This window comes from Ectobacillus sp. OTK (assembly GCF_059698935.1).
The window spans coordinates 12,501-37,500 of sequence record NZ_AP048547.1; the positions used below are offsets into that span (position 1 = coordinate 12,501).

At 40.0% G+C, this 25,000-nt stretch carries 19 protein-coding genes, 1 tRNA gene, 2 rRNA genes, 1 other RNA gene, 2 pseudogenes and 1 other annotated feature (2 of these 26 only partly in view); of the genes and pseudogenes, 21 read left to right on the forward strand and 4 right to left on the reverse strand.

Annotation, left to right across the window (positions count from 1 at the left end):
* Positions 1–1,967: ribosomal RNA gene (locus AC6HZ4_RS00050) — 23S ribosomal RNA — on the forward strand; it begins 957 nt to the left of the window's first position.
* Positions 1,968–2,081: 114 nt separating this feature from the next.
* Positions 2,082–2,197, forward strand: a 5S ribosomal RNA gene (gene rrf, locus AC6HZ4_RS00055).
* A 62-nt stretch (positions 2,198–2,259) separates the two neighbouring features.
* Here the strand turns inward: rrf and AC6HZ4_RS00060 are convergent.
* Positions 2,260–3,231 carry a YaaC family protein gene (locus AC6HZ4_RS00060; protein WP_497493044.1) on the reverse strand — a complete coding sequence of 324 codons (972 nt, stop codon included), beginning with the start codon at positions 3,229–3,231 and terminating at the stop codon, positions 2,260–2,262.
* A gap of 112 nt (positions 3,232–3,343) precedes the next feature.
* Here AC6HZ4_RS00060 and guaB point away from each other — a divergent pair, with 112 nt between their 5' ends.
* From guaB to AC6HZ4_RS00140, 16 genes and pseudogenes are all read left to right on the forward strand, one after another.
* The gene (gene guaB / locus AC6HZ4_RS00065) at positions 3,344–4,807 is read left to right on the forward strand and encodes an IMP dehydrogenase (protein WP_497493046.1); all 1,464 of its coding nucleotides are present in this window, start codon (positions 3,344–3,346) and stop codon (positions 4,805–4,807) included.
* Positions 4,808–4,905: 98 nt separating this feature from the next.
* On the forward strand, positions 4,906–6,225 hold the full coding sequence (locus AC6HZ4_RS00070) for a serine hydrolase (protein WP_497493047.1): 1,320 nt from the start codon (positions 4,906–4,908) through the stop codon (positions 6,223–6,225).
* 207 nt (positions 6,226–6,432) lie between these two features.
* Positions 6,433–7,323 carry a pyridoxal 5'-phosphate synthase lyase subunit PdxS gene (gene pdxS / locus AC6HZ4_RS00075; protein WP_497493048.1) on the forward strand — a complete coding sequence of 297 codons (891 nt, stop codon included), beginning with the start codon at positions 6,433–6,435 and terminating at the stop codon, positions 7,321–7,323.
* Positions 7,324–7,341: 18 nt separating this feature from the next.
* Positions 7,342–7,932 (forward strand): pyridoxal 5'-phosphate synthase glutaminase subunit PdxT, encoded by a 591-nt coding sequence (pdxT, locus tag AC6HZ4_RS00080; RefSeq protein ID WP_497493049.1) that lies wholly within the window; start codon positions 7,342–7,344, stop codon positions 7,930–7,932.
* A gap of 54 nt (positions 7,933–7,986) precedes the next feature.
* Positions 7,987–8,205: a binding site (T-box leader), on the forward strand.
* A gap of 47 nt (positions 8,206–8,252) precedes the next feature.
* Positions 8,253–9,527 (forward strand): serine--tRNA ligase, encoded by a 1,275-nt coding sequence (gene serS, locus AC6HZ4_RS00085; protein WP_497493050.1) that lies wholly within the window; start codon positions 8,253–8,255, stop codon positions 9,525–9,527.
* A 104-nt stretch (positions 9,528–9,631) separates the two neighbouring features.
* Positions 9,632–9,724 (forward strand) — tRNA-Ser (locus tag AC6HZ4_RS00090).
* A 110-nt stretch (positions 9,725–9,834) separates the two neighbouring features.
* Positions 9,835–9,990: pseudogene (locus tag AC6HZ4_RS00095) on the forward strand (DUF3797 domain-containing protein); the annotation flags it as partial.
* Between the two features lie 39 nt (positions 9,991–10,029).
* Positions 10,030–10,194 (forward strand): annotated as a pseudogene (locus AC6HZ4_RS00100) (helix-turn-helix domain-containing protein); the annotation flags it as partial.
* Between the two features lie 351 nt (positions 10,195–10,545).
* Positions 10,546–11,082: a helix-turn-helix transcriptional regulator gene (locus tag AC6HZ4_RS00105; RefSeq protein WP_497490796.1), complete on the forward strand. Its 537-nt coding sequence runs from the start codon at positions 10,546–10,548 to the stop codon at positions 11,080–11,082.
* Positions 11,083–11,098: 16 nt separating this feature from the next.
* Positions 11,099–12,481, forward strand: coding sequence for a tyrosine-type recombinase/integrase (locus tag AC6HZ4_RS00110; RefSeq protein ID WP_497490795.1), 1,383 nt, complete (start codon positions 11,099–11,101; stop codon positions 12,479–12,481).
* A 29-nt stretch (positions 12,482–12,510) separates the two neighbouring features.
* Positions 12,511–14,688, forward strand: a complete 2,178-nt coding sequence (locus AC6HZ4_RS00115; RefSeq protein ID WP_497490794.1) for a site-specific integrase — start codon at positions 12,511–12,513, stop codon at positions 14,686–14,688.
* On the forward strand, positions 14,657–15,139 hold the full coding sequence (locus tag AC6HZ4_RS00120) for a hypothetical protein (RefSeq protein WP_497490793.1): 483 nt from the start codon (positions 14,657–14,659) through the stop codon (positions 15,137–15,139). Before AC6HZ4_RS00115 ends, AC6HZ4_RS00120 begins: the two co-directional genes overlap by 32 nt.
* 501 nt (positions 15,140–15,640) lie before the next feature.
* Complete coding sequence (locus AC6HZ4_RS00125) at positions 15,641–16,177, forward strand: helix-turn-helix transcriptional regulator (protein WP_497490796.1); 537 nt, start codon at positions 15,641–15,643, stop codon at positions 16,175–16,177.
* A 16-nt stretch (positions 16,178–16,193) separates the two neighbouring features.
* Entirely contained in the window at positions 16,194–17,576 is a 1,383-nt protein-coding gene (locus AC6HZ4_RS00130; RefSeq protein ID WP_497490795.1) for a tyrosine-type recombinase/integrase, read from the forward strand.
* Positions 17,577–17,605: 29 nt separating this feature from the next.
* Positions 17,606–19,783, forward strand: coding sequence for a site-specific integrase (locus tag AC6HZ4_RS00135; protein WP_497490794.1), 2,178 nt, complete (start codon positions 17,606–17,608; stop codon positions 19,781–19,783).
* Entirely contained in the window at positions 19,752–20,234 is a 483-nt protein-coding gene (locus AC6HZ4_RS00140; protein ID WP_497490793.1) for a hypothetical protein, read from the forward strand. The genes AC6HZ4_RS00135 and AC6HZ4_RS00140 overlap by 32 nt, the downstream gene beginning before the upstream one ends.
* A gap of 186 nt (positions 20,235–20,420) precedes the next feature.
* Here the strand turns inward: AC6HZ4_RS00140 and AC6HZ4_RS00145 are convergent, their stop codons facing one another.
* From AC6HZ4_RS00145 to AC6HZ4_RS00155, 3 genes are all read right to left on the reverse strand, one after another.
* Positions 20,421–21,089 (reverse strand): deoxynucleoside kinase, encoded by a 669-nt coding sequence (locus AC6HZ4_RS00145; RefSeq protein WP_497493051.1) that lies wholly within the window; start codon positions 21,087–21,089, stop codon positions 20,421–20,423.
* Complete coding sequence (locus AC6HZ4_RS00150) at positions 21,086–21,727, reverse strand: deoxynucleoside kinase (protein ID WP_497493052.1); 642 nt, start codon at positions 21,725–21,727, stop codon at positions 21,086–21,088. Before AC6HZ4_RS00150 ends, AC6HZ4_RS00145 begins: the two co-directional genes overlap by 4 nt.
* A gap of 165 nt (positions 21,728–21,892) precedes the next feature.
* Positions 21,893–22,435, reverse strand: coding sequence for a cysteine hydrolase family protein (locus tag AC6HZ4_RS00155; protein WP_497493053.1), 543 nt, complete (start codon positions 22,433–22,435; stop codon positions 21,893–21,895).
* A gap of 194 nt (positions 22,436–22,629) precedes the next feature.
* Between AC6HZ4_RS00155 and tadA the strand changes: the two genes are divergently transcribed.
* The 3 genes from tadA to dnaX all read left to right on the forward strand — a co-directional run.
* Positions 22,630–23,127 carry a tRNA adenosine(34) deaminase TadA gene (gene tadA / locus AC6HZ4_RS00160; RefSeq protein ID WP_497495548.1) on the forward strand — a complete coding sequence of 166 codons (498 nt, stop codon included), beginning with the start codon at positions 22,630–22,632 and terminating at the stop codon, positions 23,125–23,127.
* A gap of 76 nt (positions 23,128–23,203) precedes the next feature.
* Positions 23,204–23,469: signal recognition particle sRNA large type (ffs, locus tag AC6HZ4_RS00165), an RNA gene on the forward strand.
* Positions 23,470–23,715: 246 nt separating this feature from the next.
* Positions 23,716–25,000 carry the 5' portion of a DNA polymerase III subunit gamma/tau gene (gene dnaX, locus AC6HZ4_RS00170; RefSeq protein WP_497493054.1) on the forward strand. Its footprint extends 392 nt past the window's final position, so 1,285 of the gene's 1,677 nt are visible here — the first part of the coding sequence; the start codon lies at positions 23,716–23,718; its stop codon lies beyond the right edge, outside the window.

The window sequence follows — 25,000 nt, forward strand, 5'->3', positions numbered from 1 at the left end:
AACTCCGAATGCCAATGACTTATCCTTGGGAGTCAGACTGCGAGTGATAAGATCCGTAGTCAAAAGGGAAACAGCCCAGACCGCCAGCTAAGGTCCCAAAATGTATGTTAAGTGGAAAAGGATGTGGAGTTGCTTAGACAACTAGGATGTTGGCTTAGAAGCAGCCACCATTTAAAGAGTGCGTAATAGCTCACTAGTCGAGTGACTCTGCGCCGAAAATGTACCGGGGCTAAACATACTACCGAAGCTGCGGATTGATACCTACGGTATCAGTGGTAGGGGAGCGTTCTAAGGGCGGTGAAGCCAGATCGGAAGGACTGGTGGAGCGCTTAGAAGTGAGAATGCCGGTATGAGTAGCGAAAGATAGGTGAGAATCCTATCCACCGAATGCCTAAGGTTTCCTGAGGAAGGCTCGTCCGCTCAGGGTTAGTCGGGACCTAAGCCGAGGCCGAAAGGCGTAGGCGATGGACAACAGGTTGATATTCCTGTACCACCTCTTTACCGTTTGAGCGATGGAGGGACGCAGAAAGATAGGGGATGCATGCCGCTGGTTGTGCATGTCTAAGCAGTTAGGCTGGTAAGCAGGCAAATCCGCTTACCGTAAAGGCTGAGCTGTGATGGGGAAGCCCTTTATGGGCGAACTCCCTGATTCTACGCTGCCAAGAAAAGCTTCTAGCGAGGTAAATGGTGCCCGTACCGCAAACCGACACAGGTAGGCGAGGAGAGAATCCTAAGGTGAGCGAGAGAACTCTGGTTAAGGAACTCGGCAAAATGACCCCGTAACTTCGGGAGAAGGGGTGCTCTTCGTAAGGAGAGCCGCAGTGAATAGGCCCAAGCGACTGTTTAGCAAAAACACAGGTCTCTGCGAAGCCGCAAGGCGAAGTATAGGGGCTGACACCTGCCCGGTGCTGGAAGGTTAAGAGGAGAGGTTAGCTCTAGGCGAAGCTTTGAATCGAAGCCCCAGTAAACGGCGGCCGTAACTATAACGGTCCTAAGGTAGCGAAATTCCTTGTCGGGTAAGTTCCGACCCGCACGAAAGGTGTAACGACTTGGGCACTGTCTCAACCAGAGACTCGGTGAAATTATAGTACCTGTGAAGATGCAGGTTACCCGCGACAGGACGGAAAGACCCCGTGGAGCTTTACTGTAGCCTGATATTGAATTTTGGTACAGCTTGTACAGAATAGGCGGGAGCCTGGGAAGCCGGAGCGCCAGCTTCGGTGGAGGCGCCTGTGGGATACCGCTCTGGCTGTATTGAAGTTCTAACCCGCGCCCCTTATCGGGGCGGGAGACAGTGTCAGGTGGGCAGTTTGACTGGGGCGGTCGCCTCCTAAAGTGTAACGGAGGCGCCCAAAGGTTCCCTCAGAATGGTTGGAAATCATTCGAAGAGTGTAAAGGCATAAGGGAGCTTGACTGCGAGACCTACAAGTCGAGCAGGGACGAAAGTCGGGCTTAGTGATCCGGTGGTTCCGCATGGAAGGGCCATCGCTCAACGGATAAAAGCTACCCCGGGGATAACAGGCTTATCTCCCCCAAGAGTCCACATCGACGGGGAGGTTTGGCACCTCGATGTCGGCTCATCGCATCCTGGGGCTGTAGTCGGTCCCAAGGGTTGGGCTGTTCGCCCATTAAAGCGGTACGCGAGCTGGGTTCAGAACGTCGTGAGACAGTTCGGTCCCTATCCGTCGCGGGCGCAGGAAATTTGAGAGGAGCTGTCCTTAGTACGAGAGGACCGGGATGGACGCACCGCTGGTGTACCAGTTGTTCTGCCAAGGGCATCGCTGGGTAGCTATGTGCGGACGGGATAAGTGCTGAAAGCATCTAAGCATGAAGCCCCCCTCAAGATGAGATTTCCCATAGCGTCAAGCTAGTAAGATCCCTGAAAGATGATCAGGTTGATAGGTCTGAGGTGTAAGCGTGGCGACACGTGCAGCTGACAGATACTAATCGATCGAGGGCTTAATCATAATTACACAACGCAGTATGTTATCTAGTTTTGAAGGAATATCAAAATTCCTGTTGACTTTATAAAAGAGCGTGATATAATGATCATTGTCTCTAATATGAGTCAAGCAAATAGGTCTAGTGATGATGGCGAAGAGGTCACACCCGTTCCCATACCGAACACGGAAGTTAAGCTCTTCAGCGCCGATGGTAGTTGGGGGTTTCCCCCTGTGAGAGTAGGACGTCGCTAGGCAGGAAAAAAAGAACCGTTCTTTCCAGACGGTTCTTTTTCATTTCTCAGGAAATGAACAATTATTATGCTTTCTGAATGAGAAACAGATAAATGTAGTATGGTACCTTTTCGGATGTAGCTGAAAGGAATTGATGAATAAATGGATAATCTTCTGTTGAGTAGCTACGAAGTAAATCGCTCCACCATTCTGTTTCATAACGAGAAATCATGCTTAGGTTATATAAAAGAAGATAATGAACTAACAACTCAGGAAGGTTGTTCTTATTGTCACGATTAGAAGGAAGATAATATAGATCTTTATGTAAGTCATATGCTAGAGGTGAGCATAACAGCCCATTCCATTTTTCGATTGGAGAGGCAAAAAATAATTGCTTCTCTGTTTCTTTTTTTAAATATTGTATATCTAAATGGGGACATGCTCCTTGGAAATATTCAATAAATCGTTCCTTTGTCATATGATAGCTGTCTAGTATGGAGAGAGGAACTGTAATTTCTTTTTCATTTATTCTTCCTATTGGCAGGTATTCAGAAGCCTTTTTGCTATAGGAAAATAAATCAATTAATTCTCCAACATGTTTTAGTAATGCTTCCATTGTATATTTCTCTCCCTCTAAATGTTTCACATGGAACATTCGCTCTGCAATATGAGTAAACAACCCATTTTTTTGAACCTTTACTTCGTCTTGCAGGAATTCATAGCTTTGTTTTTTTCGTTTACGTGTTGTAACTCCATGAGCTAATACAGATGTCGATTCTGGATAATTTGGGTCTACAGTAAGTAAGCATGCCTTTAAGAGCTGTACCATGCCGTAGAAGAGCAAAACGGGTTTAATGGAGAGCGGAGAATTTTTTGCTAGTTCATAGTAGCTCCTTCCGTGCTCTAGATAATAAATAAATGGATAACAGTTATCGAAACTTCTTCGGTCGCCATCCTCTATACATAATTCCTTGTAGCAATGCGAAAGGTAATTTTGAGAATGCACAGAAGAAATGAAAAAGCTTAATTTTTGCCATGTGGATTGTATCTTAACCATTAAAAAGCTCCTTTAGAATTCTAAAAATTCAAACATATCAACACTTCCTTGACAGTATTTTACCCAGTTGTTAAGCTACTAATAATATTTTGGAAACAGAGGGGGATAATTTATGTGGGAAAACAAGTTTGTTAAAGAAGGTTTAACATTTGATGATGTTCTTTTAATCCCAGCAAGATCAGAAGTGCTGCCACGAGAGGTAAGTGTAAAAACTGCTTTATCAGAAACGCTGCAACTCAATATTCCACTTATCAGTGCCGGTATGGATACTGTAACGGAAGCAGAAATGGCGATTGCAATGGCTCGTCAAGGCGGATTAGGTATTATCCATAAGAATATGACAATTGAACAGCAAGCTGAACAGGTAGATAAAGTGAAGCGCTCTGAAAGCGGCGTTATTACAGACCCGTTTTTTCTAACTCCAGATCATCAAGTATACGATGCAGAACACCTTATGGGAAAATACCGTATTTCTGGTGTGCCGATTGTTAACAACGACACAGAGCAAAAGCTAGTTGGAATTTTAACAAATCGTGACTTACGCTTCATTCAAGACTATTCCATTAAAATTTCTGATGTGATGACAAAGGAAAATCTCATTACTGCTCCGGTAGGAACAACTCTATCGGAAGCTGAACAAATCTTGCAAAAGCATAAAATCGAAAAACTCCCTCTTGTTGATGAGCAAGGTACGTTAAAAGGTCTTATCACGATTAAAGATATTGAAAAGGTAATTGAGTTCCCTAATTCCGCAAAGGATAAGGTAGGGCGCCTGCTTGTAGGAGCAGCTGTCGGAGTAACGGCGGATGCATTAGCTCGTATTGACGCACTTGTGAAAGCGAATGTAGATGTTATTGTATTAGATACAGCTCACGGTCATTCTTTAGGCGTGCTAGAAAAGGTTCGTGAAATTAGAGCGAAGTATCCAAGCCTCAATATCATTGCCGGCAATGTGGCAACAGCAGCAGCAACCCGAGATTTAATTGAAGCAGGGGCTAATATTATTAAGGTTGGTATTGGACCGGGATCTATTTGTACAACGCGTGTTGTAGCTGGTGTAGGTGTACCTCAATTAACAGCTGTATACGATTGTGCTACAGAGGCACGTAAATATGGTGTGCCTGTTATTGCGGATGGTGGAATCAAGTACTCTGGAGATATCGTTAAGGCACTTGCTGCAGGCGCTCACGCAGTTATGCTTGGCAGCATGTTTGCGGGGGTTTCTGAAAGCCCTGGAGATACAGAGATCTATCAAGGACGTCGCTTTAAGGTGTACCGTGGTATGGGCTCTGTGGGCGCGATGGAGCAGGGAAGTAAGGATCGTTATTTCCAAGAGGGAAATAAAAAGCTTGTACCGGAGGGTATCGAAGGACGTCTGCCTTATAAAGGACCACTAGCTGATACAGTACATCAATTAGTAGGCGGGCTTCGTTCAGGTATGGGATATTGCGGTGCGCCAGACTTAGAGCATCTTCGTGAAAATGCGCAATTTATCCGCATGACAGGTGCTGGTCTGCGTGAAAGCCATCCACATAATATACAAATTACGAAGGAAGCGCCAAACTACTCATCTTAATATTCTATCTTTTGGACAGAGGTTTCTACCTCTGTCTATTTTTTTTGAAGTATGTTAGAATAACCGTTATGTGAAAACATTTTATTGGAGGTAGCAAGGTGAGAGTTTTCTTTCAAAAAAGAGTATTTGCTGTAGTTACATTATTTACATTAATGTATAGTTTATTGTTTTCGTATGAGGCTGCATTTGCAGCAACAGATACGGGTCTAGATATAAAGGCAGAATCCGCTATTTTGGTTGAAGCACAATCAGGAAAGATACTGTATGAAAAAAACTCCGATGAATCCCTCGCTATTGCAAGCATGACAAAGATGATGACGGAATATCTTGTGCATGAAGCAATAGAAAAAGGAAAAATTAAATGGAATCAAAAAACAACGATATCCGATTATGCGTACAGCATTTCACAGGACCGAAATTTATCTAACGTTCCTCTTGAAAAAGGGGGGTCTTACACAGTAAAAGAATTATACGAAGCAATGGCGATTTATTCAGCTAATGGAGCGACTATTGCACTAGCTGAGCTCATTGGAGGTTCTGAAGGAAACTTCATTAAACTAATGAATGCAAAAGCAAAAGAGCTTGGTATGAAGAACTATAAATTTGTAAATTCTACTGGTTTAACAAATAGTGATCTAAAAGGAAATCAACCTGCTGGTACAAATGCTGATGAGGAAAACGAAATGTCAGCAAAGGACTGCGCAATTTTGGCGCAGCGTTTAATAAGCGACTATCCGGATGTGCTAGAAACAGCAAGTATTCCGAAAAAGGTGTTCCAAGAAGGCGGAAAATATCCGGTTAATATGGACAATTGGAACTGGATGCTTCCAGGATTGGTGTATGGCTATGAAGGTGTGGATGGGTTAAAGACTGGTTCTACACCAGAGGCTGGGTATTGTTTTACAGGTACGGCAAAACGAAGCGGCATGAGACTTATTGCGGTAGTAATTAAAACAGATTCCTATCAATCACGATTTGAGGAAACAAAGAAGCTCTTTGATTATGGATTTAGCGGCTTTGAACTAAAGGAATTGTATCCGAAAGGGTCTGAGGTAAAAGGTACAGAGGTGATCAAGGTTGCAAAGGGGAAAGCAAAGGAGATCGGAATTGAAACGAAGAAAGCTGTTGTTGCTGCGGTTCCTAAGGGGACTAAAAATGCCTACATAACAGGCGCTGAATTGAAAAACAAGGAAATTATTGCTCCAGTGAAAAAAGGAACAACAGTAGGGTACATGACATTAAAAGCAAAGGATGACAGTGACCCAGGTTTTCTTTCAGGAAAAGAGTTAAAAGCAGAGCTTATTACAAAAGCTAATGTTGAGAAGGCGAACTGGTTTGTACTTACGATGCGCGGGGTAGGCTCCTTTTTTGGCGGGCTTTGGACTGGAGCAGTGGACACGGTAAAAGGTTGGTTTTAAAAAGTTCCCCCAGGGGAACTTTTTTCTTATATTTTTTTATATTTTGTTCATCTTATGGAATGTACGGGATTTCCTGCTTTTCGTCTTGATTTTTCGGTAAAAAATAGTGGACAAGTCGGTAATATGTAGTGTTAGAATGTAAGAGTATTCTTAATTTTCGTTAGGAAAGTACGGAGAGAAGCAATTTATATAGAGGGGGTTCTTTAAATGGTTAACAATTTAACAGGTACAGAACGCGTAAAACGCGGAATGGCAGAAATGCAAAAGGGCGGCGTTATCATGGATGTGATCAATGCTGAGCAAGCGAAAATCGCGGAGGAAGCAGGCGCAGTTGCAGTTATGGCGCTAGAGCGTGTTCCTGCTGACATTCGTGCAGCTGGCGGTGTATCACGTATGGCTGACCCTACAATTGTTGAAGAAGTACTAGGTGCTGTATCTATTCCAGTTATGGCGAAATGCCGTATCGGTCATATTGTAGAGGCTCGTGTATTAGAGGCATTAGGAGTAGATTACATCGATGAGAGTGAAGTATTAACTCCAGCAGATGAAGTATATCACTTGAAGAAGAGCGATTATACAGTTCCATTCGTATGCGGCTGCCGCGACCTAGGTGAAGCATCCCGCCGTATTGGTGAAGGTGCAGCTATGCTTCGCACAAAAGGTGAGCCAGGAACAGGGAACATCGTAGAAGCAGTTCGTCACATGCGTCAAGTGAACTCACAAATTGCTCAAGTTGTTGCAATGCGTGAAGATGAAATTATGACATTTGCGAAAAACATCGGTGCTCCTTATGAAGTATTATTGGAAATCAAACGTTTAGGCCGTTTACCAGTTGTAAACTTCGCGGCAGGCGGCGTAGCGACTCCAGCGGATGCTGCATTGATGATGCAGTTAGGGGCAGACGGTGTATTTGTAGGATCAGGTATCTTCAAGTCCGAAAATCCGGCTAAGTTTGCACGTTCGATCGTAGAGGCTACAACTCATTATGAAGACTATGAGCTTATTGCTCATTTATCAAAAGGATTAGGAAACCCGATGAAAGGTATTGAGATTTCATCGTTATTACCAGAGCAACGCATGCAAGAGCGCGGCTGGTAATCAAAAGGAGTTTGCAGCATGATTACAATTGGTGTATTAGGACTTCAAGGGGCAGTTCGTGAGCATGTACAATCCATTGAGGCTTCCGGGGCACATGCAGTTGTTGTGAAGAAGGTAGAACAGCTGGCAGAGCTGGATGGCTTAATTTTACCTGGTGGAGAAAGTACAACGATGCGCCGCCTAATTGACAAATATGGCTTCATGGAGCCGCTTCGTCAATTTGCAAAGGAAGGGAAGCCGATGTTTGGAACATGTGCAGGCATGATTTTATTGGCGAAAAACCTTGTCGGCTATGATGAAGCTCATATTGGAGTAATGGACATTACCGTTGAGCGTAATGCCTTTGGAAGGCAGCGTGAAAGCTTTGAGGCACCTTTATCTATCAAAGGTGTCGGTGAGAATTTTGTCGGTGTATTCATTCGTGCTCCGTATGTTGTGAGCGTCGAAGATCATGTAGATGTGCTCGCTACTCACGGCGACCGTATCGTGGCGGTGCAGCAAGGTCCATTCCTTGCAGCTTCATTTCATCCAGAGCTAACAGATGACCACCGCATCACAGCTTATTTCGTGAAAATGGTAGAAGAAGCAAAAGCAAATAAGGTTGTATAACTCCCTTGCAAGTTGTCAAAGATTATAGTAAATTGATGGTAAACATCTATATAGTATAAAGTGTTGACAGGAAGCAGTAGCAGGATAAGCTTTTTTCAGAGAGCCGATGGTTGGTGCAAATCGGTAGAAGCAGCCTGTGAATCCATCCTTGAGCGAAATGCAGAATGTGCTTAAACTAGTAAGCATTTCCGGCGAAGAGCCGTTATCTTTCTCGAGAGGAAAGCATATACTTTCAATCAGGGTGGCAACGCGGGTATAACTCCCGTCCCTTTTTATAGGGACGGGAGTTTTTTATGTTTCAATATTAAAGGAGGATTCAGATGTTAGATATTAAAGTATTACGGGCTAACTTTGAAGAGGTAAAGGCCAAGCTGCAGCATCGCGGTGAAGACTTAACAGATTTTGGCCGTTTTGAAGAATTAGATACAAAAAGAAGAGAACTGTTAGTACAGACAGAAGAACTAAAAGGAAAACGAAATGAAGTTTCTCAGCAGGTAGCAATGCTAAAGCGTGAAAAGCAGGACGCGGAGCATTTAATTTTGGAGATGCGTGAGGTGGGTGACAAAATTAAATCATTGGATGAAGAGCTGCGTGTTGTCGAAGCTGATCTTGAAAAGCTTTTATTAACGATTCCTAATATCCCGCATGAATCCGTTCCAGTAGGTGAAACGGAAGATGATAATGTTGAGATCCGAAGATGGGGAGAAGTTCCACAGTTTTCCTTTGAGCCAAAACCGCATTGGGATATTGCTACAAACCTTGATATTTTAGATTTTGAACGTGCAGGAAAGGTGACAGGGAGCCGCTTTGTATTTTATAAAGGCTTAGGAGCAAAATTAGAGCGTGCGTTAATTAATTTTATGCTAGATCTCCATACAGAGGAACATGGCTATAAAGAGGTATTGCCTCCATATATCGTAAACCGTGATAGCATGACAGGAACAGGGCAGCTTCCGAAATTTGAGGAAGATGCATTCCGAATTGAAAGTGAGGATTATTTCCTTATTCCAACTGCGGAGGTGCCTGTTACAAACTTACACCGTGATGAAATTTTAAATGGTGATGATTTACCAATTCAATATGCAGCGTTTAGCGCGTGCTTCCGCTCTGAGGCAGGTTCTGCAGGACGCGATACACGCGGATTAATTCGTCAGCATCAATTTAATAAGGTGGAATTAGTGAAATTTGTGAAACCTGAAGAGTCTTATGGTGAGCTAGAAAAGCTAACAAATGATGCAGAACGTGTATTGCAGCTGCTTGGTCTCCCATACCGTGTACTAAGCATGTGTACAGGAGATTTAGGCTTTACAGCAGCAAAGAAATACGACATTGAGGTATGGATTCCGAGCTATAGCACGTATCGTGAAATTTCTTCTTGCAGTAACTTTGAAGCATTCCAGGCAAGACGTGCTAATATTCGATTCCGTCGTGATCCAAAATCGAAGCCTGAGCATGTACATACATTGAACGGTTCTGGATTAGCAATCGGTCGTACAGTAGCAGCTATTCTGGAGAATTATCAACAGGAGGATGGTTCTGTTATTATTCCAGAGGTGCTTCGTCCGTACATGAGAAATAAAGAAGTAATTAAATAAGAAAAGGAATCCCCCTCTTTCTTATTTGCAAAGTTAAAGCAGAAGAAGGAAAGGTGCTTGACGCTTCTTTTTTTCTTCTGCTATAATACTTCATGTCAATAGAAGGAGGAATACCCAAGTCTGGCTGAAGGGGTCGGTCTTGAAAACCGAGAGGCGGTGAAAGCCGCGCGGGGGTTCGAATCCCTCTTCCTCCGCCATTTAAGTATTGACGACAACAGCGCATATAAGTGGAGATTGGAAAACTCGTTACGATGCTGTAACGAGTTTTTATTTTAGTGCATATCTCAACAAACAGAAAGGAGCAACAATGGACTTAACTATCCAAACCTTTCCTCTTCAGGGGAAAACACTTTATTATGTACAATGTCCTGTTTGTAAGAGAGACCGAATTTTAAATAGTACCGCCAATGTTTCAAAGATAGTAAGCAAGGAGGCTTTTCGCAAGCTGTGCGGTTGTATTTGCCAAACAACCAGTACGGTGGTTACAAAACAAAAACCGGTGAAGCAAAAGGGAAAAGCGCTAACTGCTGTTGTAAATGGAGTAGAAATGACTGTGAAAGAAATCGCAGAAGCGTATGGACTCAGTCAAAGTACGGTACGTCAACGGATCCATGCAGGCAAATCAGGAGATGAATTAATTGCTCCTTCTAAACGCAGCAAGGGGTAATAAAAAGGCTCATGGTAATATGTAATACTGAATCTAAGATAATTAAAGAAATATAAGTATTACTACACGACAACCTATGTTGTTTAACAATGTAGTTTTAAGGCGTATCAACACTTTGCTTGATACGCCTATTTTTTATGATTTTTTCTTCGTTTTATCACTACATTTTGGGGATTTATCGAGACTTTTATCGCTACATTTACCCTTTTTATCACCACTTTTATTACCACAATAATTTAATTATAGATAATGGAAATTAATGGTTGACCTTCCTTCATTATACACCTTAAAATAGAACATATATTCTATTTAACAACATAATGAGTTCATTCATTTTCAAGGAGGGTTCGCATGGAAAAGTATTTCTCAGTTAAAGAAGTAACAGCCCTTTTGGGCTACAAAAATGAAGAAACTATAAAAAGAAAGATAAAAGATGGGATGTTTCCAGGTGCAATCCAAAACAGCCGTAAAGAAGGTTGGAGGATACCTGCAAGTGATGTGGCAGCCCTAACGAGTTCCTCCCAAAAAGCTGCCCAGAGTAATAGCACATCAACCCCTACAGATTACAACAAGTCTGAAATAATCAAATTGGCATACCAAGTTGCAACTCTTACTTCCCTTTCAGAAGAAGTACATAAGGTTCTTAGCTCTTTGCCGTTGGAACGTGCACTTGAAATTTGTCTCATTATAAGGCAACAAAGTAGACCTATTGATGACCCATACAAGTTTGTAAAAGCAGCTAAAACGAAGAATTGGATGCCAGATCCGATTACAAACGGAGAAAAAAAGAAGTTGGTCGATTTCACCCAACGTGACTATGAATCGCTGGGATCAAAGGGACAACGGACAGGAACGATTCCTTTATACAATTGGTTAGAACAGGAATAAAGGTGGATTGATAGAGGTGGAAAGTTTGTATCATCACGTAAAATGCCCCGAAGGGGTAAAAGCTAGGAAGTTTAAATTGATTGTACTGGATAAACACCTTAAACCATTCCTGCCTCTCACGGTTTTTTATAAAGAGGCATTAGGCAGAATTGCAGAAAGTAGTGCCGAGTCCTATCTAAAAACACTCTATACCTTTTTCACCTGGCTGCATACTGGCAGTAATTATCAAGAAAGAACTGTAAAGTGGGATGATGAACCCCACATTGTACGGGTAGCCATAGAGGATTTTTTGATGCATGAAGCTCATTGTAAGGTTACAACAAGCGATAGCAAAACGTATTACAATGTAAAGCTAACAAATAAAAGTCCTAACACTGTCAGCCGATTGTTAAGTGCTTTAAAATCTTTTTACAAAATCATGATTCATGTAAGGATGTATCCTTATCCCAACCCCCTAATTGATGCACACGCCATTTTAGAAGAGCACCAAGCCCTAAAGGAGGGTGTTAGGGAAGGAAAACCTAGAATGCCTAAAGAGGCAGGTACAGAAGAACCTTTACCTAAAAGTGCTCGAAGATTAACCGACTCTTATTTTAAGGTCCTAAATGGTGAGTGGAAACCTCAGATTATTGATGATCCTCACCTCCCCTCTATGATTTATAAGGCTGGGGAGGACAGTAAATGGAAGCTTAGAGATGAAATTATTACTACAATGTTATTTCAAACTGGGGCAAGAGCAAGAGAGGTTATTGAGCTTACATTTGGTGACTATCGTGCTAGGTATGACAAGGGTGAATTTGCCACCTTTAATAAGGGAAGTCATGGAAAAAGAACAAAGTTTTTGAAAGTAGATAATGACACGTTAAAACTACTTGATCGTTATATCCATGGTGAGAGAAAGAAAGTTGATAAAAGTGGTTTAAACATGAATGACATTCCTGATGAAACTCCGATATTTCTTAATCAGTATGGAAATCCCTACACTTATGATGCCTTTCTAAAAAACTGGTCAACTATGATGGAAAAAGCAGAAATAAAAATCAATATTCATAAAACTCGTCATTGGTTCGTGACCCGTAGTATTCGGCTGATTCGCGAAGAATACAAGGATAAAGCAGAACAGGACAAGGCAATTAAACGATTACGAATTTATATGAATTGGAGTGCAAAAGCAGACACAATGAAAGTCTATGAGCACTACGTTGATGAAAAGGATTATGTGGTAGAGCAGCATGATAGATTGCTAGAAAAGATGAAAAAGGAACAGGAGGAGTATTTAAATCAGATAAAACCTCGTAAGAGGGCTAAACAACCTTCGGTTGAACCTCGAAATAAGGTCGTTCAAATGCCTGAAAAACAACATGAATTGATGGATTTTATTAATGAATTGAATAGTTAAGCTATTAATTAACCTAAGGGTGTGGGAATGTGATTGATGAATTAGAAAGTAAACCATGGTATCAAGAATTAAAAGGCGAGGTTGATGACAACATCTTTGTCTATCAGGATAAACGAGGTTATCTTTGGGACAAGGTTAACCCTGAGCATCTACGTTACTTCAAAAACAACTGTTGTGGTTATCTTTTTACAAACCACTTAGCATTAGGGTTGATGGTAAACTCCAATCAAAACTTAGACCCTAAGACTATTTTCACTGGTTTATATGTTGTAACTGTTGGTCTCAAAGAACTCTTTCAAGAACTCAAATTAGCAAATTTTAATGATTTTGATATAGATATACATCTGTCCGATTATTTACGAGAGGAGATTCTCCCTTCCCATTCAGATAACAAGAGAAGAGTATTCTTTAATGAGTATAAAGGTGTTGTCAAAAAGGTGCATAAGTGGCATTCGACCAAGTTGACAAAGGAACAACAAGAAGTGTTCGCCCCTTTTTTACTCCCTCGAACATACCTAGATAGCAGAGATTTTAAAGTTAACAAAACAGCCAAGGAAGCAGCGAAAAGTAAACGGAAGTCTGAAACAGACGCAATTTCCAAAGACTTTATAAAAATCCGTGCCGAAGGTGGGTTCCGTCTAAATCAGGTTAGGCGATTGCGGCAGAAATACCTTGAAGCTGTGGAATTAGTAAAAGCTAACGATTATCCTCTTCCTTTTGAATTTGCTTATGTTGAAAATGAGGAACGTGGAGATATATCAAAGGAGCTCTTTTCCTTTCGATTATGGGATAAACCGTCTTTCGTACTTCATCATAGTGATAATTATCGTGTAACTACAATCAAAAACGCGGAGAAACGAAGATTTACTTATTCAGATGAAAACAACGAATACTTCGTCGAGTTTTTAAAGGCAGAAATATTAGATGACGAAACTGGTGAACCAGTAGGAGAAACTGATGGTTTTTGGTTTTTTCCCATTTTAGAACATCAACTAGTCGGAATGTGGTACCAATCTTTAAGTGAAGAACAAATAAATGAGAGACTGAAAATACTTGAGATGTACGGATATAGGGAACCGGATTCAAAAGGTATTAATGAGCCTTTCCAGCCTAATCACAAAGGTATTTTAGCACAAGGGGCTTTTATAACTAACTCTCAGGAATATGCCGATGGCATTTTAATGAACGTTGAGGTTTTGTATATTACAGCTCTCTTTGGTGCGATAGCACTAGATATATTTACGTCTTCAGGTGCAAGGTTAGGTGAAGTGGTACAAGTCCATTTTGGGATTGGGTGTTTAGATCAGGGAAGTATCACCGACCCAGAAACAAATGTAGTAAAAACATCCTACATGTTTAGAGCTATTCCGAAAGGAAGAGATGAGCTTGCAGTCTTTTATGTTAACAAAGATACTTTTGATTTAATAAAGGAAATTGCTTTGTACCTTAGAGATGTACACTATAAAGGCTCAATTCCAAAAGTGGAATTTAAATATTATAAAAGACATGGTGCATCACGACCAGAACAACCCTATTTATTTCAGTTTCATGGTAAGCATTTTGAAAATAAGACTTTTGCATGCGTTTTAAACTTCATCTGTTTTGGATTGATTTATGAAACACAAGACAAGAAGTTGGTAAAGTTGAAACCACACTTATTACGCCACGGTTTTGCGACACATGCGGTACAAGCAGAGGAACTTCCGATTGATGTCGTAGCAATGATACTCAATCAAAAGGATATAGAGGTTACAGGATATTACTCTCAACCTACCCAAAGCCAAGTAGCAAATGTCGTAACTGATTTTCACACTTCCATGAATACTCAAGTTGACATGATGAGAGAAGTTTTGAGGCAACCAGAAGAGCTACAAGCCCTTTTTGAACGTCAAAGAGAGATTAGTGGACCTTTTAGTAAAACTGTTGGGGGTACATGTGTTACTAACAAGATTTGCCCAATAAAGCTTGCATGTGTAGGTTGCGGTACTAAAATACCCGAACCAGAACAAAAGCATGAATTACTTGATTATCTAGAATGGGCAGAAAAAACGAAGGAATATTACGAGGAAAAAGGTTTTAATCTGGAAGTGATGAAAATGAAAAAAACCATACATGATGCGAAAGTTGAATTGAAAGAAATAGCATTAATCGAAGAGTATAGGAGAGATAAGAAGAATGAGCCAAGACTTATCATTAGAAAACCATAAAAGTGGCTTAGAGAGTGAGTATGAGAAGCGAAGGGTTAACTCCTTTGAGCTAGGTAGAAAAGCAATAGATGCCCTCCTTGCGGAGGGCAAAGAAGTTACCTTGCACAATGTATCTAAGAAGACAAAAGAACTTGATGAACAAGGCAAAGGGATTCATTTTAACACTATTAGAAATCATGAAGAACTCTATGCGTATTATAAAGAAAAGAGTAAGAGCTATAAGAAAAAACAAAAAGAACTCGAAAAACATCTTCCCTATCGGGAAAATGAAAAACATACTTTTCACGAGTTTGAACAATTAAAACCTGACAGGAATTTAAAGAATGTTTATAGACAGTATATGCGTCTAACGAAGTCCGAATTAGCAACGCGTTTAATAGAAGCCGAGCAGTATATCGCGGAAGGAAATCAGGAGTATTTGAAAAAGTTATTTGAGACGTATGAGGGATAAAAATTGAATTAAAACCATAAATTGTCGTGGTAAAAAAACAAAAACATGTCGTGATAAAAGGAGTGGATTCCCCACTCCTCTTTCATTTTTCTTTTAATTGTTAAACAACATATCCTTACTGTTAATTCAAGCCTCAAACTTCATTTCTCTTGTCTTTCAGTAAAATAATATGTAATACTGAATCTAAGATAATTAAAGAAATATAAGTATTACTACACGACAACCTATGTTGTTTAACAATGTAGTTTTAAGGCGTATCAACACTTTGCTTGATACGCCTATTTTTTATGATTTTTTCTTCGTTTTATCACTACATTTTGGGGATTTATCGAGACTTTTATCGCTACATTTACCCTTTTTATCACCACTTTTATTACCACAATAATTTAATTATAGATAATGGAAATTAATGGTTGACCTTCCTTCATTATACACCTTAAAATAGAACATATATTCTATTTAACAACATAATGAGTTCATTCATTTTCAAGGAGGGTTCGCATGGAAAAGTATTTCTCAGTTAAAGAAGTAACAGCCCTTTTGGGCTACAAAAATGAAGAAACTATAAAAAGAAAGATAAAAGATGGGATGTTTCCAGGTGCAATCCAAAACAGCCGTAAAGAAGGTTGGAGGATACCTGCAAGTGATGTGGCAGCCCTAACGAGTTCCTCCCAAAAAGCTGCCCAGAGTAATAGCACATCAACCCCTACAGATTACAACAAGTCTGAAATAATCAAATTGGCATACCAAGTTGCAACTCTTACTTCCCTTTCAGAAGAAGTACATAAGGTTCTTAGCTCTTTGCCGTTGGAACGTGCACTTGAAATTTGTCTCATTATAAGGCAACAAAGTAGACCTATTGATGACCCATACAAGTTTGTAAAAGCAGCTAAAACGAAGAATTGGATGCCAGATCCGATTACAAACGGAGAAAAAAAGAAGTTGGTCGATTTCACCCAACGTGACTATGAATCGCTGGGATCAAAGGGACAACGGACAGGAACGATTCCTTTATACAATTGGTTAGAACAGGAATAAAGGTGGATTGATAGAGGTGGAAAGTTTGTATCATCACGTAAAATGCCCCGAAGGGGTAAAAGCTAGGAAGTTTAAATTGATTGTACTGGATAAACACCTTAAACCATTCCTGCCTCTCACGGTTTTTTATAAAGAGGCATTAGGCAGAATTGCAGAAAGTAGTGCCGAGTCCTATCTAAAAACACTCTATACCTTTTTCACCTGGCTGCATACTGGCAGTAATTATCAAGAAAGAACTGTAAAGTGGGATGATGAACCCCACATTGTACGGGTAGCCATAGAGGATTTTTTGATGCATGAAGCTCATTGTAAGGTTACAACAAGCGATAGCAAAACGTATTACAATGTAAAGCTAACAAATAAAAGTCCTAACACTGTCAGCCGATTGTTAAGTGCTTTAAAATCTTTTTACAAAATCATGATTCATGTAAGGATGTATCCTTATCCCAACCCCCTAATTGATGCACACGCCATTTTAGAAGAGCACCAAGCCCTAAAGGAGGGTGTTAGGGAAGGAAAACCTAGAATGCCTAAAGAGGCAGGTACAGAAGAACCTTTACCTAAAAGTGCTCGAAGATTAACCGACTCTTATTTTAAGGTCCTAAATGGTGAGTGGAAACCTCAGATTATTGATGATCCTCACCTCCCCTCTATGATTTATAAGGCTGGGGAGGACAGTAAATGGAAGCTTAGAGATGAAATTATTACTACAATGTTATTTCAAACTGGGGCAAGAGCAAGAGAGGTTATTGAGCTTACATTTGGTGACTATCGTGCTAGGTATGACAAGGGTGAATTTGCCACCTTTAATAAGGGAAGTCATGGAAAAAGAACAAAGTTTTTGAAAGTAGATAATGACACGTTAAAACTACTTGATCGTTATATCCATGGTGAGAGAAAGAAAGTTGATAAAAGTGGTTTAAACATGAATGACATTCCTGATGAAACTCCGATATTTCTTAATCAGTATGGAAATCCCTACACTTATGATGCCTTTCTAAAAAACTGGTCAACTATGATGGAAAAAGCAGAAATAAAAATCAATATTCATAAAACTCGTCATTGGTTCGTGACCCGTAGTATTCGGCTGATTCGCGAAGAATACAAGGATAAAGCAGAACAGGACAAGGCAATTAAACGATTACGAATTTATATGAATTGGAGTGCAAAAGCAGACACAATGAAAGTCTATGAGCACTACGTTGATGAAAAGGATTATGTGGTAGAGCAGCATGATAGATTGCTAGAAAAGATGAAAAAGGAACAGGAGGAGTATTTAAATCAGATAAAACCTCGTAAGAGGGCTAAACAACCTTCGGTTGAACCTCGAAATAAGGTCGTTCAAATGCCTGAAAAACAACATGAATTGATGGATTTTATTAATGAATTGAATAGTTAAGCTATTAATTAACCTAAGGGTGTGGGAATGTGATTGATGAATTAGAAAGTAAACCATGGTATCAAGAATTAAAAGGCGAGGTTGATGACAACATCTTTGTCTATCAGGATAAACGAGGTTATCTTTGGGACAAGGTTAACCCTGAGCATCTACGTTACTTCAAAAACAACTGTTGTGGTTATCTTTTTACAAACCACTTAGCATTAGGGTTGATGGTAAACTCCAATCAAAACTTAGACCCTAAGACTATTTTCACTGGTTTATATGTTGTAACTGTTGGTCTCAAAGAACTCTTTCAAGAACTCAAATTAGCAAATTTTAATGATTTTGATATAGATATACATCTGTCCGATTATTTACGAGAGGAGATTCTCCCTTCCCATTCAGATAACAAGAGAAGAGTATTCTTTAATGAGTATAAAGGTGTTGTCAAAAAGGTGCATAAGTGGCATTCGACCAAGTTGACAAAGGAACAACAAGAAGTGTTCGCCCCTTTTTTACTCCCTCGAACATACCTAGATAGCAGAGATTTTAAAGTTAACAAAACAGCCAAGGAAGCAGCGAAAAGTAAACGGAAGTCTGAAACAGACGCAATTTCCAAAGACTTTATAAAAATCCGTGCCGAAGGTGGGTTCCGTCTAAATCAGGTTAGGCGATTGCGGCAGAAATACCTTGAAGCTGTGGAATTAGTAAAAGCTAACGATTATCCTCTTCCTTTTGAATTTGCTTATGTTGAAAATGAGGAACGTGGAGATATATCAAAGGAGCTCTTTTCCTTTCGATTATGGGATAAACCGTCTTTCGTACTTCATCATAGTGATAATTATCGTGTAACTACAATCAAAAACGCGGAGAAACGAAGATTTACTTATTCAGATGAAAACAACGAATACTTCGTCGAGTTTTTAAAGGCAGAAATATTAGATGACGAAACTGGTGAACCAGTAGGAGAAACTGATGGTTTTTGGTTTTTTCCCATTTTAGAACATCAACTAGTCGGAATGTGGTACCAATCTTTAAGTGAAGAACAAATAAATGAGAGACTGAAAATACTTGAGATGTACGGATATAGGGAACCGGATTCAAAAGGTATTAATGAGCCTTTCCAGCCTAATCACAAAGGTATTTTAGCACAAGGGGCTTTTATAACTAACTCTCAGGAATATGCCGATGGCATTTTAATGAACGTTGAGGTTTTGTATATTACAGCTCTCTTTGGTGCGATAGCACTAGATATATTTACGTCTTCAGGTGCAAGGTTAGGTGAAGTGGTACAAGTCCATTTTGGGATTGGGTGTTTAGATCAGGGAAGTATCACCGACCCAGAAACAAATGTAGTAAAAACATCCTACATGTTTAGAGCTATTCCGAAAGGAAGAGATGAGCTTGCAGTCTTTTATGTTAACAAAGATACTTTTGATTTAATAAAGGAAATTGCTTTGTACCTTAGAGATGTACACTATAAAGGCTCAATTCCAAAAGTGGAATTTAAATATTATAAAAGACATGGTGCATCACGACCAGAACAACCCTATTTATTTCAGTTTCATGGTAAGCATTTTGAAAATAAGACTTTTGCATGCGTTTTAAACTTCATCTGTTTTGGATTGATTTATGAAACACAAGACAAGAAGTTGGTAAAGTTGAAACCACACTTATTACGCCACGGTTTTGCGACACATGCGGTACAAGCAGAGGAACTTCCGATTGATGTCGTAGCAATGATACTCAATCAAAAGGATATAGAGGTTACAGGATATTACTCTCAACCTACCCAAAGCCAAGTAGCAAATGTCGTAACTGATTTTCACACTTCCATGAATACTCAAGTTGACATGATGAGAGAAGTTTTGAGGCAACCAGAAGAGCTACAAGCCCTTTTTGAACGTCAAAGAGAGATTAGTGGACCTTTTAGTAAAACTGTTGGGGGTACATGTGTTACTAACAAGATTTGCCCAATAAAGCTTGCATGTGTAGGTTGCGGTACTAAAATACCCGAACCAGAACAAAAGCATGAATTACTTGATTATCTAGAATGGGCAGAAAAAACGAAGGAATATTACGAGGAAAAAGGTTTTAATCTGGAAGTGATGAAAATGAAAAAAACCATACATGATGCGAAAGTTGAATTGAAAGAAATAGCATTAATCGAAGAGTATAGGAGAGATAAGAAGAATGAGCCAAGACTTATCATTAGAAAACCATAAAAGTGGCTTAGAGAGTGAGTATGAGAAGCGAAGGGTTAACTCCTTTGAGCTAGGTAGAAAAGCAATAGATGCCCTCCTTGCGGAGGGCAAAGAAGTTACCTTGCACAATGTATCTAAGAAGACAAAAGAACTTGATGAACAAGGCAAAGGGATTCATTTTAACACTATTAGAAATCATGAAGAACTCTATGCGTATTATAAAGAAAAGAGTAAGAGCTATAAGAAAAAACAAAAAGAACTCGAAAAACATCTTCCCTATCGGGAAAATGAAAAACATACTTTTCACGAGTTTGAACAATTAAAACCTGACAGGAATTTAAAGAATGTTTATAGACAGTATATGCGTCTAACGAAGTCCGAATTAGCAACGCGTTTAATAGAAGCCGAGCAGTATATCGCGGAAGGAAATCAGGAGTATTTGAAAAAGTTATTTGAGACGTATGAGGGATAAAAATTGAATTAAAACCATAAATTGTCGTGGTAAAAAAACAAAAACATGTCGTGATAAAAGGAGTGGATTCCCCACTCCTCTTTCATTTTTCTTTTAATTGTTAAACAACATATCCTTACTGTTAATTCAAGCCTCAAACTTCATTTCTCTTGTCTTTCAGTAAAAAATAAACCATGAGCCTTTTTATTACTTTACAAGCTTTTTTGTTTGATGCAGGAAGTAAGCAATTTTTTCTATAATAGGTTCAATCGATTCTTCATCTTGCATAATATCATACTCATTAATATTAAGACGCAAAACAGGGCAAGCATTAAAGTTGTTGATCCAATGCTCGTAGCGTTCATGCATTTCCTTCCAATACTCTATTGGTGTTTGCTGTTCCATCGGTCTTCCGCGTTCACGAATACGTTCTAGAATATCCTCAAAAGAGCCTTCTAAGTAAATCAATAGGTCTGGATGCGGAAAATATGGAGTCATGACCATGGCATCAAACAGTCCTTTGTATGTTTCATAATCAACCTCTGTCATAGTGCCTTTTTCATAGTGCATCTTTGCAAAAATACCAGTATCCTCATAAATAGAGCGATCCTGAACGAAGCCGCCTCCGTATTCAAAGATCCTCTTTTGTTCCTTAAAACGTTCAGCTAAAAAGTAAATTTGCAGGTGAAAACTCCAACGCGTGAAATCAGTATAAAATTGATCTAGATATGGATTTGTATCAACCTTCTCGAATGATGTTCGGTAGCCCAGAGCCTTTGCTAATGCTTTTGTCATAGTAGACTTACCTACGCCAACTGTACCTGCAATCGTAATAACGGCGTCATTCGGAATCTTATATTTTTGTCTTACATTCATGGGTTTGCAATCTCCTTCTTCAGCGTAGTTTCTAACGCAGATAAGATATGGTTCAAATCATTCTCGTTATTTACAAAATCCATATCATCACCATTAAATTTCAAGACAGGGATGGAAGGGTGGTTTTTAGAAAATTTATCCATAGCAGTTTCGTAATCTGAGATAAGCTGCAGCAAGTATTGTGGATCAATATCCTTTTCAAATTCCCGGCCGCGGAGCGAAATACGTTTTTGTAATGTTTCTAGGCTTGCTGTTAGGTAGATGATTACATTTGGAGTGGGCATGTCCTGTGTGAGAATATTGTAAATTTGAATATATTTATCATATTGTGCAGACTTTAGTGTTCTGGCTGCAAAAATCAAGTTTTTAAAGATATGGTAATCAGATACAACGGGCATAGATTTACTTAAGTATTTCGTATGAATATCCTCTAGCTGCTTATAGCGGTTGCAGAGAAAGAACATTTCCGTTTGGAAGCTCCACTCCTCAATATCTTGATAAAATTTTCCTAGAAAAGGATTCTCACTTACAATCTCCTTTAACAAATGAAGCTGGAAATGAGTTGAAACAGCTTTTGCAAGTGAGGTTTTTCCAACTCCAATGGGACCCTCCACCGTAATAAAAGGTACGTCTATCATCGCTTCTCCTCCTTTACTCCGGCGCCTTCAGACGAACAAGAATCAAAACAGGATTATTGTAGCATAAGATAGTGGATAAAAGATGTATTTCTTTTAAAAACTTCTTGCGAAAATTAGAAAAGCATACAGGATTCTCTATCGCAATCAGTTGGAGCTCATTTTAGCTTAGAGAATGAAGGGCAGCTGATCAGAGTCTGAAATATCTGCTTTTAAAATTGTTTGCATTACTGTTAAAGCATGTTCATTATCTCTTTCAGAATTTGATGCAATACAATTCTTCGGTACATATAGTTTATAATTACGCATATATGCATCGTTTGCCGTAAAAAGGATACATATATTTCCAGCTGATCCAGTTAGGATAAGATTCTGTATTTTTAGGTACCCAAGTAATGTGTTCAACGGGGTTTCATAAAAGGCAGAATAGTGGGGTTTAATGAGGAAGTAGTCATCTTCCCTTGGTCTGATGTCCTGCAGAATGGGTCTGCTTAATTCATTTTCGCAATGCTGGATAATTTTATTCATATCTGACTGCCAGAGGTTATAGTGATCGTTGATATAAATAATATGACCGTGATTTCTTTTGATCCATTTCTTTAATTGTAAAATGCTTGGTAGCATATCCATACATTTTTTTGCTAAAATAGGTCCGTGTTCAAATTGAAAGTCATTGATTAAGTCAATTATAAGTAGAGCGGTTTTGTCCATTGATATCTCCCCTTTCTTTCTTCTTTATTGTGGCTTGAAAGGGGGTTGAAAAACAGTTTATCTTTATTTGTTTAAATTTGCCCGAAATTGTACTTTTGAGCAAGTTTTTTAATATACGTGTCAAAACCAAAGCAGTTTAGTCATTTATAAAGTGCGAAAAGTTATTTGCAGCGAATAAAAGGGGATTTATTATGGTGGAACGTGATGAGTATTACATGAAGCTTGCCATTGAGGAGGCAAAAAAAGCAGGAGAGATGCAGGAGGTTCCTATTGGCGCCGTTATAGTAATGGGGGGTGAGGTTATAAGCCGCGCCCATAATCTTCGTGAGATGGAGCAGCGCTCAATTGCTCATGCAGAGCTATTGGCTATTGACGAGGCTTGTCGAAGTCTGGGGACATGGCGTCTTGAGGGAGCGACGCTCTATGTGACGCTGGAGCCGTGCCCGATGTGTGCTGGGGCCATCGTTCTGTCACGGGTAGAGAGAGTCGTGTATGGTGCTAGCGACCCTAAAGGAGGATGCGCCGGAACATTAATGAATTTGCTGCAGGAGGAACGCTTTAATCATCAGGCTGAGGTAGTCAGCGGCGTGATGGAGGAAGAATGCGGAGCCATGCTATCAGAATTTTTTCGAGAGCTTCGCAGGAAAAAAAGAGAGGGAAAGGGAGACTTGGGTAAAAATACTTCCTGTTGATAAGTTGCATTTCTACTCGAAAAAAGATATACTAGAAATGCCTTCAATAAGGCAACTAAATATGGTTTCAACTTTGCCGTGCTAAGCGGGGAGGTAGCGGTGCCCTGTACTCGCAATCCGCTCTAGCGAGGCCGAATCCCTTCTCAAGGTTGTGCTTGCTGTAGGGCCTGCCCTAAGTAAGTGGTGTTGACGTCTGGGTCCTGCGCAACGGGAATTCGTGAACCTTGTCAGGTCCGGAAGGAAGCAGCAATAAGCGGAAGCTCCCGTGTGCCGCAGGGGTGCCTGGGCCGAGCTAACTGCTTAGGTAACGCTTATGGCACACAATCGACAGAAGGTGCACGGCAGTTATATAATAGCTATTAAACCTGCTTTTTTGAAGCGGGTTTTTTGCTTTTCTTTTTAAGAAGAAATTTAGATATAGCAGACCCGTATTTTTTATTACATAAGGAAATCATGCTTAGGGATAAAATGTTCATCTTATTTCCCTAGGTTGAAAAACCTTATCTCTTCACTTTTTCTTTTTTACTTCCATTACGGTAATCATGTATAATAGATGAGATAAAATAGTTTGAAGGAGGCCGTACTTTCGTGTCATATCAAGCGCTTTACCGAACTTGGAGACCGCAAACGTTCGGAGACGTGGTCGGCCAAGAGCATGTAACGAAAACGTTGCAAAATGCCCTTCTTCAGGGGAAGGTTCCCCATGCTTACTTATTTTCTGGTCCAAGAGGAACTGGGAAAACAACGATAGCTAAGGTGTTTGCAAAGGCGATTAACTGTGAGAATGGACCAACAGCAGAGCCTTGCAATGAATGCGAAACATGCAAGTCCATCATGCTTGGGACCAATGATCAGGTATTAGAGATGGATGCAGCTTCTAACAACGGTGTGGATGATATCCGGTATTTAATCGAGAAGGTAAGAACACCTCCCGCCTCTGTTCGATATAAAGTCTATATTATTGATGAAGTTCACATGCTTTCCATGGGTGCCTTCAATGCATTGTTGAAAACATTAGAAGAACCCCCAAAGCACGTTATCTTTATTTTGGCCACCACTGAGCCCCATAAAATTCCTCCGACTATTATTTCACGTTGTCAGCGTTTTGAATTTCGGAAAATTTCTGTTCAAGATATTGTGGACCGTCTTGCAACAGTTGTACGGAATGAGGGAACGGAGGTAGAAGAGGAAGCACTTCACATTGTAGCAAGAGCAGCAGAAGGTGGAATGAGGGATGCTCTTAGCCTTATTGATCAGGCTATTTCTTACAGTGAAGATATAGTTAAAACTGAGGATGTATTAGCTGTAACTGGATCAGTAGCGCAAAAGCAGTTATCCCGTTTGGCGATGTGTATCTTTGAGAATGATGTGCCCCAAGCGCTCCGAATTATAGATGAGCTGATGGATCGTGGGAAAGATGCGATGCGTTTTATGGAGGACTTCATCTATTACTATCGAGATATGCTTCTGTATCAAACCTCTCCACAGCTGGAGGATTTGCTAGAGCGTGTCATAGTTGATGAAGATTTTCGTATGCTAAGCGAACAAATTCATGCTGAAACGATTTATGAGGTAATTCATACCTTGAGTAAAAGTCAGCAGGAAATGAAATGGACAAATCACCCGCGCATCTTTTTGGAAGTTGTAATGGTGAAACTTTGTCAGCAATTTTTAATAAAAAAGCAGGGTTCAGATCATTTGCAGGCTATTTTGCAGCGCATGCAAGAAATGGAGGCGGAACTTCGGCAATTAAAGCAGCATGGTGTTGCAGTTTCACAGGAAATCTTGCCGGCCGCAGAGAAAAAAGCTCCAAAACAAACTCGAACCAAGCGGAATGTGCCAACAGGACGTATTCATGAGGTTTTAAAGAAGG

Coding starts and splice junctions, on each gene's coding strand:
- AC6HZ4_RS00060 (WP_497493044.1), bottom strand. CDS start 3,231: ATGGTTAAGATACAATCCACATGGCAAAAATTAAGCTTTTTCATTTCT.
- guaB (WP_497493046.1), top strand. CDS start 3,344: ATGTGGGAAAACAAGTTTGTTAAAGAAGGTTTAACATTTGATGATGTT.
- pdxS (WP_497493048.1), top strand. CDS start 6,433: ATGGTTAACAATTTAACAGGTACAGAACGCGTAAAACGCGGAATGGCA.
- pdxT (WP_497493049.1), top strand. CDS start 7,342: ATGATTACAATTGGTGTATTAGGACTTCAAGGGGCAGTTCGTGAGCAT.
- serS (WP_497493050.1), top strand. CDS start 8,253: ATGTTAGATATTAAAGTATTACGGGCTAACTTTGAAGAGGTAAAGGCC.
- AC6HZ4_RS00105 (WP_497490796.1), top strand. CDS start 10,546: ATGGAAAAGTATTTCTCAGTTAAAGAAGTAACAGCCCTTTTGGGCTAC.
- AC6HZ4_RS00120 (WP_497490793.1), top strand. CDS start 14,657: ATGAGCCAAGACTTATCATTAGAAAACCATAAAAGTGGCTTAGAGAGT.
- AC6HZ4_RS00125 (WP_497490796.1), top strand. CDS start 15,641: ATGGAAAAGTATTTCTCAGTTAAAGAAGTAACAGCCCTTTTGGGCTAC.
- AC6HZ4_RS00140 (WP_497490793.1), top strand. CDS start 19,752: ATGAGCCAAGACTTATCATTAGAAAACCATAAAAGTGGCTTAGAGAGT.
- AC6HZ4_RS00145 (WP_497493051.1), bottom strand. CDS start 21,089: ATGAATGTAAGACAAAAATATAAGATTCCGAATGACGCCGTTATTACG.
- AC6HZ4_RS00150 (WP_497493052.1), bottom strand. CDS start 21,727: ATGATAGACGTACCTTTTATTACGGTGGAGGGTCCCATTGGAGTTGGA.
- AC6HZ4_RS00155 (WP_497493053.1), bottom strand. CDS start 22,435: ATGGACAAAACCGCTCTACTTATAATTGACTTAATCAATGACTTTCAA.